At 67.7% G+C, this 13,228-nt stretch carries 15 protein-coding genes; 10 read left to right on the top strand and 5 right to left on the bottom strand.

Annotated features, from left to right (window positions below; translation table 11 throughout):
* Positions 1 to 5: 5 nt before the first annotated feature.
* The 7 genes from ACFVRO_RS11875 (at position 6) to lnt (ending at position 8,024) form a co-directional block, all read left to right on the top strand.
* Entirely contained in the window at positions 6 to 938 is a 933-nt protein-coding gene (locus ACFVRO_RS11875) for a hypothetical protein (protein ID WP_341942175.1), read from the top strand.
* Positions 938 to 1,924 (top strand): YafY family protein, encoded by a 987-nt coding sequence (locus tag ACFVRO_RS11870; protein WP_105675036.1) that lies wholly within the window; start codon positions 938 to 940, stop codon positions 1,922 to 1,924. Before ACFVRO_RS11875 ends, ACFVRO_RS11870 begins: the two co-directional genes overlap by 1 nt.
* Complete coding sequence (locus ACFVRO_RS11865) at positions 1,921 to 2,910, top strand: helix-turn-helix transcriptional regulator (protein WP_386952510.1); 990 nt, start codon at positions 1,921 to 1,923, stop codon at positions 2,908 to 2,910. Before ACFVRO_RS11870 ends, ACFVRO_RS11865 begins: the two co-directional genes overlap by 4 nt.
* Before the next feature lie 31 nt (positions 2,911 to 2,941).
* Positions 2,942 to 3,190 carry a twin-arginine translocase TatA/TatE family subunit gene (locus ACFVRO_RS11860; RefSeq protein ID WP_386952507.1) on the top strand — a complete coding sequence of 83 codons (249 nt, stop codon included), beginning with the start codon at positions 2,942 to 2,944 and terminating at the stop codon, positions 3,188 to 3,190.
* A gap of 62 nt (positions 3,191 to 3,252) precedes the next feature.
* On the top strand, positions 3,253 to 4,011 hold the full coding sequence (tatC, locus tag ACFVRO_RS11855) for a twin-arginine translocase subunit TatC (protein WP_386954456.1): 759 nt from the start codon (positions 3,253 to 3,255) through the stop codon (positions 4,009 to 4,011).
* A complete protein-coding gene (locus tag ACFVRO_RS11850; RefSeq protein WP_386952504.1) occupies positions 4,008 to 6,473 on the top strand; it encodes a DEAD/DEAH box helicase in 2,466 nt (821 codons plus the stop codon). The genes tatC and ACFVRO_RS11850 overlap by 4 nt, the downstream gene beginning before the upstream one ends.
* A 12-nt stretch (positions 6,474 to 6,485) precedes the next feature.
* Positions 6,486 to 8,024 (top strand): apolipoprotein N-acyltransferase, encoded by a 1,539-nt coding sequence (lnt, locus tag ACFVRO_RS11845; protein WP_386952501.1) that lies wholly within the window; start codon positions 6,486 to 6,488, stop codon positions 8,022 to 8,024.
* Here the strand turns inward: lnt and ACFVRO_RS11840 are convergent.
* From ACFVRO_RS11840 to ACFVRO_RS11825, 4 genes are all read right to left on the bottom strand, one after another.
* Positions 8,006 to 8,389, bottom strand: coding sequence for an RNA polymerase-binding protein RbpA (locus ACFVRO_RS11840; protein ID WP_105675046.1), 384 nt, complete (start codon positions 8,387 to 8,389; stop codon positions 8,006 to 8,008). The two genes, lnt and ACFVRO_RS11840, sit on opposite strands and share 19 nt — an antisense overlap.
* Before the next feature lie 105 nt (positions 8,390 to 8,494).
* Positions 8,495 to 9,271 (bottom strand): glycerophosphodiester phosphodiesterase family protein, encoded by a 777-nt coding sequence (locus ACFVRO_RS11835; protein ID WP_386952498.1) that lies wholly within the window; start codon positions 9,269 to 9,271, stop codon positions 8,495 to 8,497.
* The gene (locus tag ACFVRO_RS11830) at positions 9,268 to 10,194 is read right to left on the bottom strand and encodes an SPFH domain-containing protein (protein ID WP_386952495.1); all 927 of its coding nucleotides are present in this window, start codon (positions 10,192 to 10,194) and stop codon (positions 9,268 to 9,270) included. The genes ACFVRO_RS11835 and ACFVRO_RS11830 overlap by 4 nt, the downstream gene beginning before the upstream one ends.
* An 8-nt stretch (positions 10,195 to 10,202) precedes the next feature.
* Positions 10,203 to 10,676: an NfeD family protein gene (locus tag ACFVRO_RS11825; protein WP_105675053.1), complete on the bottom strand. Its 474-nt coding sequence runs from the start codon at positions 10,674 to 10,676 to the stop codon at positions 10,203 to 10,205.
* 120 nt (positions 10,677 to 10,796) lie between these two features.
* On the opposite strand from ACFVRO_RS11825, the gene ACFVRO_RS11820 reads away from it, so the two are divergent.
* Positions 10,797 to 11,561 carry an SDR family oxidoreductase gene (locus tag ACFVRO_RS11820; protein ID WP_386952492.1) on the top strand — a complete coding sequence of 255 codons (765 nt, stop codon included), beginning with the start codon at positions 10,797 to 10,799 and terminating at the stop codon, positions 11,559 to 11,561.
* A gap of 67 nt (positions 11,562 to 11,628) precedes the next feature.
* Here ACFVRO_RS11820 and ACFVRO_RS11815 read toward each other — a convergent pair whose 3' ends face one another.
* On the bottom strand, positions 11,629 to 12,219 hold the full coding sequence (locus tag ACFVRO_RS11815; RefSeq protein WP_386952489.1) for an HdeD family acid-resistance protein: 591 nt from the start codon (positions 12,217 to 12,219) through the stop codon (positions 11,629 to 11,631).
* A 181-nt stretch (positions 12,220 to 12,400) separates the two neighbouring features.
* Here ACFVRO_RS11815 and ACFVRO_RS11810 point away from each other — a divergent pair, with 181 nt between their 5' ends.
* Positions 12,401 to 12,793, top strand: a complete 393-nt coding sequence (locus ACFVRO_RS11810) for a helix-turn-helix transcriptional regulator (protein ID WP_223587462.1) — start codon at positions 12,401 to 12,403, stop codon at positions 12,791 to 12,793.
* A gap of 10 nt (positions 12,794 to 12,803) precedes the next feature.
* Positions 12,804 to 13,214 carry a VOC family protein gene (locus tag ACFVRO_RS11805; protein WP_223586423.1) on the top strand — a complete coding sequence of 137 codons (411 nt, stop codon included), beginning with the start codon at positions 12,804 to 12,806 and terminating at the stop codon, positions 13,212 to 13,214.
* Positions 13,215 to 13,228 lie beyond the last annotated feature (14 nt).

Below are 13,228 nucleotides of genomic sequence, written 5' to 3'. Positions count from 1 at the left end.
AGCGCGTGCGTAAAACGTCCGCCGTTGTGGCCACTCTCAGCCTTGCCGTCCTCGCCCTGACCGGTTGCTCGTCGGCGCCGACGTTCAACGGCGCCTCGTGCGACCGGACGACGCACTCCTCCGGCATCGAGGACGCCGTCACCGTGAAGGGCGACCTCGGAACCGAGCCCAAGGTCACCGTCTACACGCCGGTCAAGGGCACGAAGACGACGTACGCCGACACGATCACCGGCAAGGGCCTGCCGCTCGTCAACGGCCAGCAGGTGATGACGGCCGAGCTGTCGATCTTCAGCGGCAACACCGGCGACCTCGTCTATGCGACGTCGTACGACAAGAGCACGGGCAACCTCTCCAACATCGACACGTGGTCCGGTCAGGTGCCCGGGCTCGCCAAGGTGCTGGAGTGCGTCACCGGCGGCTCCCGCGTGATCGCCTCGCTCACTCCGAAGGACTTCGGCGCCGAGCAGCTGTCGAACTTCGGTCTCAAGGCCGACGACCACCCCGTCTTCGTGATCGACGTCGTCGACACGTTCCGCTCCAGGGCAGAGGGCGCCCTCCAGTTCAACGACGCCCGGGGCGTCCCGACCGTCGTGCGCGCCCCCGACGGCCGCCCCGGCGTGATCATCCCGGACGCCGCGGCTCCCACCTCGCAGGTCGTGCAGACCCTCATCGAGGGCGACGGCGACCCGCTCGAGAAGACGCAGACGCCCGTCGTCAACGTCACGGCGGTCAACTGGGACGACAAGTCCGTCCTCAACACCACGTGGGGTGCCAACCCGATGCTCGACCTGGCGTCCTCGGCGCCGGCCGTTGCGGAGGCCCTGGTGGGCAAGCCGGTCGGATCCCAGATCCTCGTCGTCACCCCCGCTGCGAACGGCGGAGGCGCCGTGGCGTACGTCGTCGACATCCTGGGCGCTGTGACGACCGCGGGGAAGTGATGGCCGCCCGCATCCCGGCAGAGGAGCGACTGACGAACCTCGTCGTCGCCCTGATGGCGACGGACATCGGGCTCACCAAGCAGCAGATCCTCGACAACGTCTCCGGATACCGTCAGCGAGCGGATGCCGGTGCGCGGTCCGATGCCCTCGAGAAGATGTTCGAGCGCGACAAGGACGAGCTGCGCACGCTCGGCGTACCGGTGGAGACCATCGGCGAAGCCGCTGACCCGAACGATCTGCGCGAGGCCCGCTATCGCATCCCGCAGGCGGAGTACGACCTCCCGAGCGACATCGAGTTCACTCCCGCCGAGCTGGCCGTCCTGCAGCTCGCCGGGAGCGTGTGGAGCGCGGAGTCCGTGTCGGGCGACGCCCAGGCCGGCGTGCGCAAGATCAGGGCGCTCGGCATCGACGGCGACGAGCCGATCATCGGATTCGCCCCGCGGATCACGGCCCGTGACGCCGCGTTCACGCCGCTGCAGGACGCCATCGAGAAGAGCAGGGTCGTCTCGTTCGACTACCTCAAGCCCGGCGAGGACGCGCCTCGACGCCGCAGCATCCGTCCCCTCGCGCTCGTCGACTACGAGGCCAGGTGGCACGTCTTCGGCATCGACATCGACGCGGACGCCGATCGGATGTTCCTGCTCAGCCGGATCGTCGGCGCCGTCAAGCTCACGAACACATCCTTCGCCCCCGAGCTGCGCGAGGGTGCGGGGGAGCGGGCTCTGGCCGGTCTCGAAGAGGTCGCCGCGAGGAACTCTGCTCTGCTCGAGGTGACCCCCGGTACGGAGGCCTCCCTGAGATTGGGACGCCGCGCTCGTCCGGCGACCCAGGGCATCCGCGTGCCGTTCGTCGATCTGCATATCCTCGCCGATGAGCTCGCGTCCTACGGCCCCGAGGTGCGCGTGGTCGAGCCGGCCGCGCTCCGCGACGCCGTCATCGCACGACTGCAGGCGGTCGTCGACGCCAACTCGGAGAAGAGCGCATGAACGCCCAGCCGAAGCCTCTCCTCGCTGCGGAGCGCGTGCGTCTCTACCTCACACTCGTCCCCTACCTGCTGGAGCACGGTCAGGTGTCGCTCGACGAGGCGGCAGCCGAGTTCGGCGTCGGCCGCGACGAGATGCGCGCGATGGTCGAGAAGCTCACCGTGATCGGCCTGCCCGGGGACTCCGGGTACTGGCAGCAGCCGCAGGAGATGTTCGACATCAACTGGGATCTCCTCGACGACGAGGACATCATCGAGATCACCAACGACGTCGCACTCCGTCGCGTGCCGCGGTTCACCGCCCGCGAGGCCGCAGCATTGCTGGCGGGTCTGCAGATGGTCGCCGCCGTGCCCGCGGTGTCCGACACCGGCCTGGTGAAGGGGCTCATCTCCAAGCTCTCCCGCGGTGCGGCGGATGCTCCGGCCGAGGTCGTCGTGGCGCCGAGCGCGGTCGACGAGGTGCGCGAAGTCGTCGCCCGCGGTGTGCAGGACGGCGTGGCCGTCTCTTTCACCTACCAGGCGCCGGATGCCACCCCCACGACGCGCACGGTCGACCCCGTGCAGATCCTGATCACCAACGCGCAGTGGTACCTGCAGGGCTGGTGCCACCTGCGTCAGGCGATGCGCACGTTCCACCTCGACAGGGTGAGCGACCCGCACCTGACGGACATCCCGATCACGCACGGGGGAGATCACCTTCCCGAGGCCTTCTCCACGGTGGCGGACGAGGGAGAGGTCACCGTACGCGTGCCCGAGCGTGTCGCCCCGCTGCTCGGCGCGTTCCTGTCGGCCGACAACGTCGCCGCGGACGCCGGACTCGTCACCGCGCAGCTGCATCTCGCAGACCCGCGCAGCATCAAGAGACTCGCGGCGCGGTTCGGGGGAGCGCTCGAAGTGATCGATCCGGGGGTCGCGCGCTGCGCTACCCGAGAATGGGCCGCGGCAGGACTCGCGCTCTATCACCAACCTGCTGACGGCTTTGCCCGTTAGACTCAGTTAACCCCGACTTAAGGAGTTCCCCATGGCTGGCTTGACCGGTTGGCACCTGTTGGCACTTGTCGTCATCGTGCTGCTGTTGTTCGGGGCTGCAAAGCTCCCGGCACTCGCGAAGAGCATGGGGCAGTCTGCCCGCGTCTTCAAGGGCGAGATGAAGGCCATGCGCGAGGAAGACGCGCCCGCGGGGCAGGCGGATTCCGCTGAAGCGCCGAAGAACAGCGGCTCGACGGCATCCGACAGCGGCACTGTAGCCGGGCCCGATCGCGTCAGCTGACCTTCGTGGCCGCCATCGAATCGGCCGCGCAGGCTGAGAGCGACGGGCGCGCCGAACGCCGCATGTCGCTCGGCGCGCATCTCGTGGAGTTGCGCAAGCGGTTGATCATCGCTGCCATCGCGCTGGTCCTCGGCATGGTGGTCGCGTTCCTCGTGACCGACCCCATCATCCATTTCATCACGGAGCCTGTACGCAAGATCGCCGAAGAGCGCGGTGACCAGATCGTGGCGCTGACGTTCTCCTCGGTGACCAGCCCGTTCGATCTCCGCATGCGGATCGCGTTCTCGATCGGGCTCTTCCTCTCTGCTCCCGTCTGGCTCTGGCAGATCTGGGCGTTCATCATGCCTGGGCTCACGAAGAAGGAGATCCGCTACACGATCGGATTCGTCGGCGCCGCGATTCCGCTCTTCTTCGCCGGCTGCTACGTCGGCACGCTCGTCGTCCCGCACGTGATCGAGCTGATGGCCGGGTTCACCCCTGAGGGCGGAAACAACCTCTACGAAGCGTCGACGTTCTACGACTTCGTGTTCAAGCTGATGATCGTCGTCGGCGTCTCGTTCGTCCTGCCGGTGTTCCTCGTCGCGTTGAACCTTGCCGGCGTGATGACCGGTCGGGACATCCTCAAGGGCTGGCGCATCGCGGTCCTGGTGGCCGCGGTCTTCGGCGCCCTCGCGACGCCGGCGGCCGACATCGTGAGCATGCTCATGCTGGCGGGGATCCTGGTGCTCCTGTACTTCGCGGCTGCATTCGTCTCCGTCCTGTTCGACCGCCGCAAGCGCAAGCGCGACAAGGCGGCCGGTCTGCTGCCCGACGCCGCATGACGTCTCCTTCCGACCGCTACGCCGCAGCGCGCGACGCATCGGAGCATCAGGAGACCCGTGCGTTCGCGGCGAAGCAGCGCTTCGATCTCGATCCGTTCCAGGTCGCGGGATGCCATGCCCTGGAGCAGGGCCGCAGCGTGCTCGTCGCCGCGCCGACCGGGGCGGGGAAGACCATCGTGGGGGAGTTCGCCATCCACCTGGCGATGCAGACCCCCGGAGACAAGGCGTTCTACACGACGCCGATGAAGGCGCTGTCGAACCAGAAGTTCCGTGAGCTCGTCGATGTGTACGGCGCGGATCAGGTCGGCCTCCTCACCGGCGACACGAACATCAACGGCAACGCGCGCATCGTCGTCATGACGACCGAGGTGCTGCGCAACATGATCTACGCCGACTCACCCGCGCTGCGCGACCTGCGCTACGTGATCATGGACGAGGTGCACTACCTCGCCGACCGATTCCGCGGTGCAGTGTGGGAAGAGGTGATCATCCATCTCCCTCAGCACGTCCGCCTCGTCTCCCTCAGCGCGACCGTGTCGAACGCCGAGGAGTTCGGCGACTGGCTCGACACCGTGCGCGGCGACACCGAGGTCATCGTGTCGGAGATCCGTCCGGTCCCTCTCGAGCAGCACGTCCTCGTGCGCGACGACCTGCTGCCGCTGTTCGATGAGCGGGCCGGCCTCGCCACGACCACGGTGAACCAGGAGCTCATGCGCATCCGCTCCTTCACCGGCTCGAACTACGAGAACAACCGCCGCGCGCAGGCGTACAACAGCAACCGGCACGCCGGGCGGAACGCCCAGCGCCCGCAACGCGGCGGGAGCCGACCCAACGCGCGGCGCATCGAGCGCATGGACCGGCCCGAGGTCGTGCATCTCTTGGATCGCGCGAACCTGCTGCCTGCGATCTTCTTCATCTTCAGTCGCGTCGGATGCGATGCCGCTGTGCAGCAGGTCCGCCGCTCCGGCGTGCGATTGACGACCACGGAGGAGCGGGCCGAGATCCGTGCGATCGTCGAGGAGCGTACGCGGACCCTGCAGGACGAGGATCTCGGCGTACTCGGCTACTGGGAGTGGCTGGACAACCTCGAACGCGGTGTCGCCGCTCACCACGCCGGCCTGCTGCCCGCGTTCAAGGAGGTCGTCGAGGAGCTCTTCCAGCGCAAGCTCGTCAGGGTCGTGTTCGCGACGGAGACGCTGGCGCTCGGCATCAACATGCCGGCGCGCACGGTCGTGCTCGAGAAGATGGAGAAGTTCAACGGCGAGGCCCGTGTCGCCATCACGTCGGGCGAGTACACCCAGCTCACCGGTCGCGCCGGCCGACGGGGGATCGACGTCGAGGGCCATGCGGTCGTGCAGTGGACAGAGGGCATGGATCCGCAGGCGGTCGCCGCTCTCGCTTCACGACGGACCTATCCGCTCAACTCCAGCTTCCGCCCGACGTACAACATGGCCGTCAACCTGATCGATCTGTTCGGGAAGACCCGCGCACGTCAGATCCTGGAGTCGTCGTTCGCGCAGTTCCAGGCGGATCGCTCGGTGGTCGGGCTGGCGAGACAGGTGCGCGAGGCCGAGGAGTCACTGGCCGGGTACCAGAAGTCGATGGCATGCGAACACGGGGACTTCACCGAGTACGCCGCGATTCGCCGTGAACTCAGCGACCTCGAGAAGAAGAACCGTCAGGACTCCCACGCCCCGCGAGGCGCACGGGAGAAGCGGATGAAGCGCATCCAGTCCCTCCGCGGACAGATGCAGCGGCACGGATGCCACAGGTGCCCTGATCGGGAGGCGCACGCGCGCTGGGCGGAGCGATACTGGAAGCTCAAGCGCCAGAACGACCGCATCCGCCGTCAGATCGAGACCCGCACGGGCACCGTCGCGCGCGCGTTCGACAGGGTCGTCGAGGTCCTCGAGACGCTCGACTACCTGACGGTCGACGCCGCGGGGGAGACGACGCTGACGGATGCCGGTCGGACGATGCGCCGCATCTACGGAGAGCGCGATCTCCTCGTCGCCGAGTCGCTCCGCCAGGGCCTGTGGTCGGGACTCGACGCCCCCTCACTCGCCGCCATGGCATGCTGCCTCGTCTACGAACCCCGTCGCGACGAGGCGAACTCGGGGGAGCGCGACCTCCCTCGGGGCGCCTTCCGGGTCGCCTACGAGAAGACGACCACGCTGTGGGCCGAGCTCGACGACCTGGAGAAGGACCACCACCTTCCCGGCTCCGAGCCGCTGGCGCCGGGACTCGCCGGAGCGATGCACTCCTGGGCGCGCGGAGGGATGCTCGATCGCGTGCTGATCGACGCCGACATGGCCGCCGGTGACTTCGTGCGCTGGGCGAAGCAGACGATCGACCTGCTCGATCAGCTGTCGATCGTCGCAGAGGATGCCGCGCTCGCCCGCAACGCTCGCGCAGCCCTCGACGGCGTGCGCCGCGGCATCGTCGCATATTCGTCGATGTGAGAATAGGACGTGATGTCCGATTCTCCGGCGCGGCCGCGCCCTCTGCTCCCGCTCTGGGCTGCCGTCCTCTCGGCGGCCGGTGCCGCGGTGCTCATGCACCTCTCGTATCCCGGGGCAGCGGTGTGGATACTCGCCTTTCCCGCCACGGCACTGCTGCTGCTCAGCGTGATCGGTCGGCGCGCGGGGGGAGCCCTCCTTGTCGGTCTCGTGTACGGCATCCTGTTCTTCGCTCTTCTCGTGTCCTGGACCTCGCGCTACCTCGGACCGATCCCCTGGGGCGCTCTCAGCGTCGTCGAGGGCGGTCTCACGGCCCTCGCGATCGTTCCGCTCGCCCTGGCCTACCGGTGGCTTCCCCAGGCGTTCTCCGGGCCCACCGCGCGCCTGGTCCTGCTGCCCTCCGTCGTCGCGGCGCTCTGGGTGGGGCGAGAGCTCTTCCTCGGGAACTGGCCGTACGGGGGTTTCCCCTGGGCGCGTCTCGGCATGAGTCAGGCCGAGAGCCCGCTGGCCCCCGTGAGCTCGTGGGTAGGAGTCAGCGGCCTCAGCTTCCTGATGGTGTTGCTCGTCGCGATGCTCATCGAGACGGTGAGGCTCCGGCTCTGGAACAGGCCGCTCCGTTTCGTCGTCCCCGCGGCCCTCGTGCTCGTGCTCCTGTTCACTCCGCTCTTCCCGACGGCCTCTAGCGGTTCGATGCGGATCGCCGCGGTGCAGGGAAACGGGCCCACCGGGTACTTCGACGACCGGGAGCCCTTTGCGGTGATCGACGCGCAGACAACCGCCACCGAGCCGCTGTACGGCGAGGACGTCGATCTGCTCGTCTGGCCTGAGGGGTCTCTCGACGCCGATCCGTTCGAGTACGACGCGCTCGCGCGGAGGATGTCGTACGTGAGCGCTCGCATCGGCGCACCTCTTCTCGCGAACGCCGCCACGGGGCGCGGCGATCTGTTCTACAACACCTCCATGCTCTGGACGTCGGAGGGGAGCGCGGATCAGATCCACGACAAGCGCCATCCCGTGCCGTTCGGGGAGTACGTCCCCGACCGCGCGTTCTACAACGCGATCGTCCCCGACCTGATCGGACTGATCGGTCGCGAATACACGCCGGGCACGAATCCGCCGATCGTCGACATCGACGGCGTCAAGGTGGGACTGGCGATCTGCTTCGACGTCATCTACGACGACCTGATCCACGAGGGCGTGCAGGACGGCGCGCAGATGCTCGTGTTCCAGACGAACAACGCCGACTTCCGGGGCACCGACGAGAACCTGCAGCAGCTCGCCTTCGCACGCATGAGGGCGATCGAGACGGGCCGCAGCGTGGTCAACGTCTCGACCGTCGGAACGAGCCAGATCATCAGGGCCGACGGGTCGACGGTCACGAGCCTGGACGCGGATGAGGCCGGCGCGATGCTCGAGGATGTCGAGCTCCGCACCGGCCTCACCGGGGGAGTGGTCGTGGGCCCCTGGCTGCAGCGGCTGCTGCTCGGGGGCGGACTGGGCGCGCTCGTGGTCGGGTGGTGGCGCGCCCGGCGCTCTCAGGCGCCGATCTTCTGACGCGTCGGGTCTTCGCCGGCGCCGCGGCGGCCGCGGATGTACGCGAGACGCTCCTCGAGGAGCTCCTCGAGCTCTGCCCGCGTCCGTCGCTCCAGGAGCATGTCCCAGTGCGTGCGCGCGGCCTTCTCATCGGTGGCCTCGAGCGTGACGGCCTGGCCGTCGACGTTCAGGCGGGCCTCCGCGCCGCAGGAGCGGCATTCCCAGGTCTGCGGCGGCTCTGCATCGGCCGCGAACATCAGGTTCGTCACGTGGCCGCAGGTGTCACAGGTGTAGGTGGTCTCACGGCGCTCCATGAAAACGACGCCCTCTTCGCTCTGTAGGCTCTGGGCGCCGAGTCGGATGCCGCGTAGGCTGCGATCTGCCATTGTGTGGTCCTCTCGTCGCTGTCAGGTATAACGCTCCAGCCTGTGCGCTTCATCCGAGCGGACGCCTTCTGCTCAGGATTCACAGCCGAATCCCAGCGCAGAAGGCTATTCGGGCGCGAGAACCCGAAGCGCCACGTCGGCGCGGTCCGAGACGACGCCGTCCGCGCCGAGGGCGACGATGCGGGTCATGTCGTCGGGTTCGTTGATCGTCCAGACGTGCACCTCCACGCCGTGGCGATGCGCCGCGCTGATCAGCGCCGGGCTCAACACCCTCAGACCGGCCTGCTTCTCCGGGATCTGCACGGCATCGATCTCCTGGAGGACCTTCGCGGGGGAGAGGCGGAGAGTCGACAGGGCGAGGAGCGACGCGATCGTTCCGCTGCCGGCCGACGTCGCCGGTCGGATGCTCGAGCCGGACCTGAGGACGGCCGCGACGGCCCTCCGCCGACGGGCATCCGAGAAGCTCGTGACGAGCACGCGATCGGCGTGCGGCGCGAGGATCGGTCCGAGCGGGTCGGCGGCGGCATCCGTCTTCACGTCGATGTTGAAGCGGATGCCCGGGAACGTGCTCAGCGCCTCCTGCACGGTCAGGAGACCGCCGTGGTCGGCGAAGAGCCGGCGCAACTCGCGGGTGGTCACGGCGGAGATCGCACGATCGTCACCGGTCAGGCGCGTCAGGGTCGGGTCGTGGAACAGCACCACGTCACCGGACGCGGTGACGTGGCAGTCCGTCTCGATGTACTCCGACCCGGCGGCGTGGGCGGCGGCGAAGGCGGCGGCGGTGTTCTCCCAGACACCGGAGTCCTCGCCCGCCGCGGTGATGAGGCCGCGGTGGGCGAGGACTCGGGGATGCCGTGCCTTCTCGAAGTACGGGTGGGTCACGCGTCCGGGAAGTTCGTCGGCGGCTGGCCGGGCTTGGGCGTGAACGCGCTGCCGATGCCCTTCAGGGCTTCGGTGAGTTCGCTCGGGATGATCCAGAGCTTGTTCGACTGGCCTTCGCTGATCTTCGGGAGCATCTGCAGGTACTGGTAGGCGAGGAGCTTGTCGTCCGGCTGCCCCTGGTGGATGGCCGTGAACACGTTCTGGATCGCCTCGGCCTCACCCTGTGCACGGAGCACGGCGGCCTGCTTGTCACCCTCGGCCTGGAGGATCGCGGCCTGCCGCTGACCCTCCGCCTCGAGGATCTGCGACTGCTTGGATCCCTCGGCGGTCAGGATCGCGGCGCGACGGTCACGCTCCGCGCGCATCTGCTTCTCCATCGAGTCCTGGATGGAGAGGGGCGGGTCGATCGCCTTCAGCTCGACGCGACCGACGCGGATGCCCCACTTGCCGGTGGCTTCGTCGAGGACGACGCGGAGCTGGCCGTTGATGTTGTCACGGCTGGTCAGCGCCTCCTCGAGGTTCAGGCCACCGACCACGTTGCGGAGCGTCGTGGTCGTGAGCTGCTCGACCGCGCCGAGGTAGTTCGCGATCTCATAGGTCGCGGCCCGGGCATCCGTCACCTGGAAGTACACGACCGTGTCGATCGAGACGACCAGGTTGTCTTCGGTGATCACGGGCTGCGGAGGGAACGAGACGACCTGCTCGCGCATGTCGATGAGCGGACGGAGCCGGTCGATGAACGGGACCAGCAGGTTCAGCCCGGGCATGAGGGTCTTGTGGTACTTGCCCAGCCGTTCCACGACGCCAGCCGTGGCTTGCGGGATGATGCGGATGGATCGAGCGAGGGTGACGATCAGGAAGATGATCAGTGCGATGATCACGATCCAGAGGATCGCGGTCGGAATGAACGATGTGTCGTCCACGGAGGCTCCTAGTCGTTGACGGGACGGACGATGGCGGTGGCGCCGTTGATCTCGGTGACCGCGATCCTCGCGCCCTCCGGGATGGCGATCGGCGCGAACGTGCGGGCGGTCCAGGTGTCACCATTGCTGAGCTTGACCTGGCCCGAGATCTGCGTCACCTCCTGCAGGGCGAGACCCCGCAGATCGATGAGAGCATCGACGTTCGACTTCGTGGGGTCTTCCCCTCGATGAAGGCGCTTCAAGAGCGGCGGCCGGAGGAAGAGGATGAAGATCGCTGTCGCAGCGATCGCGATGATCACCTGCGCCCAGGCGGGGATGCCGAAGAGATCGCTCACCAGCCCGACGGCGCTGCCCAGGCTGAGCATGAGGAAGGTGAAGTCGAGCGAGAGCATCTCGATGACGAGGAACACGGCGATCAGGATGATCCAGCCGACCCACGCCCAGTTCTCGATCAGGTCGATGAAGACGGAGAATTCGTTCATGCGGCCTCCTTTTCGGTCAACCTATCACGCGGCCGACGCCGCGGCACGGCGCGACGGAGGGCAGTTGGTAATGTGAGAGAGCCGCGTCATCGCGGCGTTCACGCATCATGAGGAGTCACCGTGACCGACGTTCTTCCCGCAGGTTCCCTCGATGGCAGGGTCGCCCTTGTCACCGGCTCATCGCGGGGCATCGGCGCCGACACCGTGCGCTACTTCGCCGAGGCCGGAGCCGACGTCGTCATCAACTTCCGCAACAAGGCGCCGCGTGCCGAGAAGCTCGCGAACGAGCTGCGCGCGCTCGGTCGTCGGGTGCTCGTGGTCGGCGCCGACCTGACCGACCCGGCATCCGTCTCCGCGATGTTCGACCAGGTGCAGTCCGAGTTCGGACGCCTCGACGTCCTCGTGCTCAACGCCTCCGGAGGCATGGAGTCCGGCATGGCCGAGGACTACGCGCTCACCCTCAACCGCGATGCGCAGCTCAACGTCCTGAACGCCGCGACGCCCCTCCTGGGCGACGGCGCGCGCGTCGTGTTCGTGACCAGCCACCAGGCGCACTTCATCCGCACCACTCCCACGATGCCGGAGTACCTCCCGGTCGCGCTCTCGAAGCGCGCAGGAGAGGACGCGCTCCGTGAGCTCATCCCCGGGCTCGCCGAGAAGGGCATCGGCTTCACCGTCGTCTCGGGCGACATGATCGAGGGCACCATCACCGCGACGCTCCTCGAGCGTGCGAACCCCGGTGCCATCTCCGAGCGCCGCGAGTCGGCGGGCAAGCTCTACAACGTCTCGGAGTTCGCCGCGGAGGTGGCACAGGCCGCGATCGATCACGTCCCCGCGGACAACACCCGCCTGGTCGGTGACATCAGCGGATTCGCCGCCGAGTAACCGTCTGCTTACGCAAGAAGCGGCCCCGTCCTCGAAGGACGGGGTCGCTTCTGCGTGAGGGGCGTGACTACTCGCCCGCGACCGCCTGCGTGACGATCTTCGCATCGCGACCGAGGGTGAAGGCGCGGATGATCTGCACCAGGCCGAGCACGACGAGCGAGACGCCGAGGAATACCCACAGAACGAGACCGGCGGCGAGCACGTTGAAGAGCACGTAGATGCCGGCGACGATGCTGAGGATCGCGTACAGCAGGGTCCAGACACGTGATCCGTCGCTGCCGAGCAGCGTCAGGGACACGATGCCGTCGAAGAGCCAGCTGACGCCGATGAAGATGACGGTGATGAGGGCGAGCGTGAGCGCCGCCTCCTTGAGGTTCGCGAACGCGATGACGCCGGCGACGACGTAGAGGAGACCGAGCAGGATGTGGCCCACGCGGGCCCAGCCGCCCTTCGCCTTCGAGAAGATTCCGAGGCCGACGTAGACGACACCCGCGATGATCAGGTAGGTGGCGAAGATGCCGGTGACGATGACGGCCGACTTGACGGGCCAGACCAGGAGCACGATGCCGGCGATGAGCGACAGCACACCGGAGACGGCCAGGGAGACGCGGATGGCCTTGAAGGCGGATTTGGCGTCTGCGACGAGAGATTCGGACATGATGTGGATCCTTTCTGGGAAGATCCTGTGAGGGATGCCCAACACTGTAGCGCTGACCGTTCCGCGCGCGGGGACGCGCGACGGCGGGGCGTTGCACACGGTCATAGGCCGTGATCCGACGACATGGCAGTATCGGAACGTGACCCCTGTCGATGATGCCCGGCTGCGCGAGCTCTCGGCCATGCGGCGCGTGCGCGACCGGATCGATCGCGAGTACGCCAGGCCGCTCGACGTCCCGGCCCTCGCCGCCGGCGTGCACATGTCGGCGGGGCACCTCAGCCGCAAGTTCCGTGAGACCTATGGGGAGTCTCCGTACGCCTACCTGATGACGCGTCGGATCGAGCGCGCGATGGCTCTGCTCCGACGGGGCGACCTCAGCGTGACCGAGGTGTGCTTCGAGGTGGGGTTCCAATCCCTGGGCACCTTCAGCACGCGCTTCTCGGAGCTCGTCGGCCGGTCGCCGCGCGAGTACCGCCGTCATCCCGAGCCCGGACCCGGCATCCCCTCGTGGGTGGAGAAGCAGGCGACGAGACCGATCAGGAATCGAGAAGTGTCGGAGCGAGGGGATCGGTAGCGTCGTGGGCATGAACATCACCATCAACGCCAGCTTCCTCCCGCACACGGACGCCGAGGCATCCGTCGCCTTCTACCGTGACGTGCTCGGATTCGAGGTCCGCAAGGACGTCGGGTACGAGCAGATGCGGTGGGTCACCGTCGGTCCGGTCGGCCAGCCAGACACCGCCATCGTCCTCACGCCGCCCGCGGTCGACCCCGGCATCAGCGAAGGGGAGCGCGCCACGATCCTCGAGCTCATGGCGAAGGGCAGCTACGGCGGGATCGTCCTGGCGACGTCGGATGTCGACGCCGCGTACGCTGAGATCGAAGCGAGGGGCGCCGACGTCGTCCAGGAGCCGATCGACCAGCCCTACGGCATCCGCGATTGCGCATTCCGCGATCCGGCCGGAAACATGGTGCGTCTGCAGCAGACCGCCTGATCGAGAGAAGAGCA

Origin of the sequence: Microbacterium sp. NPDC057944 (assembly GCF_042887445.1) — a bacterium.
Lineage (GTDB): Bacteria > Actinomycetota > Actinomycetes > Actinomycetales > Microbacteriaceae > Microbacterium > Microbacterium natoriense.
This window is presented reverse-complemented; position numbering and strand designations above follow the sequence as displayed.

Excerpts from the sequence above, each read along its gene's own strand:
- lnt (WP_386952501.1), top strand. The coding sequence starts at position 6,486 with ATGTCCGATTCTCCGGCGCGGCCGCGCCCTCTGCTCCCGCTCTGGGCT.
- ACFVRO_RS11860 (WP_386952507.1), top strand. The coding sequence starts at position 2,942 with ATGGCTGGCTTGACCGGTTGGCACCTGTTGGCACTTGTCGTCATCGTG.
- ACFVRO_RS11810 (WP_223587462.1), top strand. The coding sequence starts at position 12,401 with ATGCGGCGCGTGCGCGACCGGATCGATCGCGAGTACGCCAGGCCGCTC.
- ACFVRO_RS11825 (WP_105675053.1), bottom strand. The coding sequence starts at position 10,676 with ATGAACGAATTCTCCGTCTTCATCGACCTGATCGAGAACTGGGCGTGG.
- ACFVRO_RS11805 (WP_223586423.1), top strand. The coding sequence starts at position 12,804 with ATGAACATCACCATCAACGCCAGCTTCCTCCCGCACACGGACGCCGAG.
- ACFVRO_RS11815 (WP_386952489.1), bottom strand. The coding sequence starts at position 12,219 with ATGTCCGAATCTCTCGTCGCAGACGCCAAATCCGCCTTCAAGGCCATC.
- ACFVRO_RS11870 (WP_105675036.1), top strand. The coding sequence starts at position 938 with ATGGCCGCCCGCATCCCGGCAGAGGAGCGACTGACGAACCTCGTCGTC.
- ACFVRO_RS11840 (WP_105675046.1), bottom strand. The coding sequence starts at position 8,389 with ATGGCAGATCGCAGCCTACGCGGCATCCGACTCGGCGCCCAGAGCCTA.
- ACFVRO_RS11850 (WP_386952504.1), top strand. The coding sequence starts at position 4,008 with ATGACGTCTCCTTCCGACCGCTACGCCGCAGCGCGCGACGCATCGGAG.
- tatC (WP_386954456.1), top strand. The coding sequence starts at position 3,253 with ATGTCGCTCGGCGCGCATCTCGTGGAGTTGCGCAAGCGGTTGATCATC.
- ACFVRO_RS11865 (WP_386952510.1), top strand. The coding sequence starts at position 1,921 with ATGAACGCCCAGCCGAAGCCTCTCCTCGCTGCGGAGCGCGTGCGTCTC.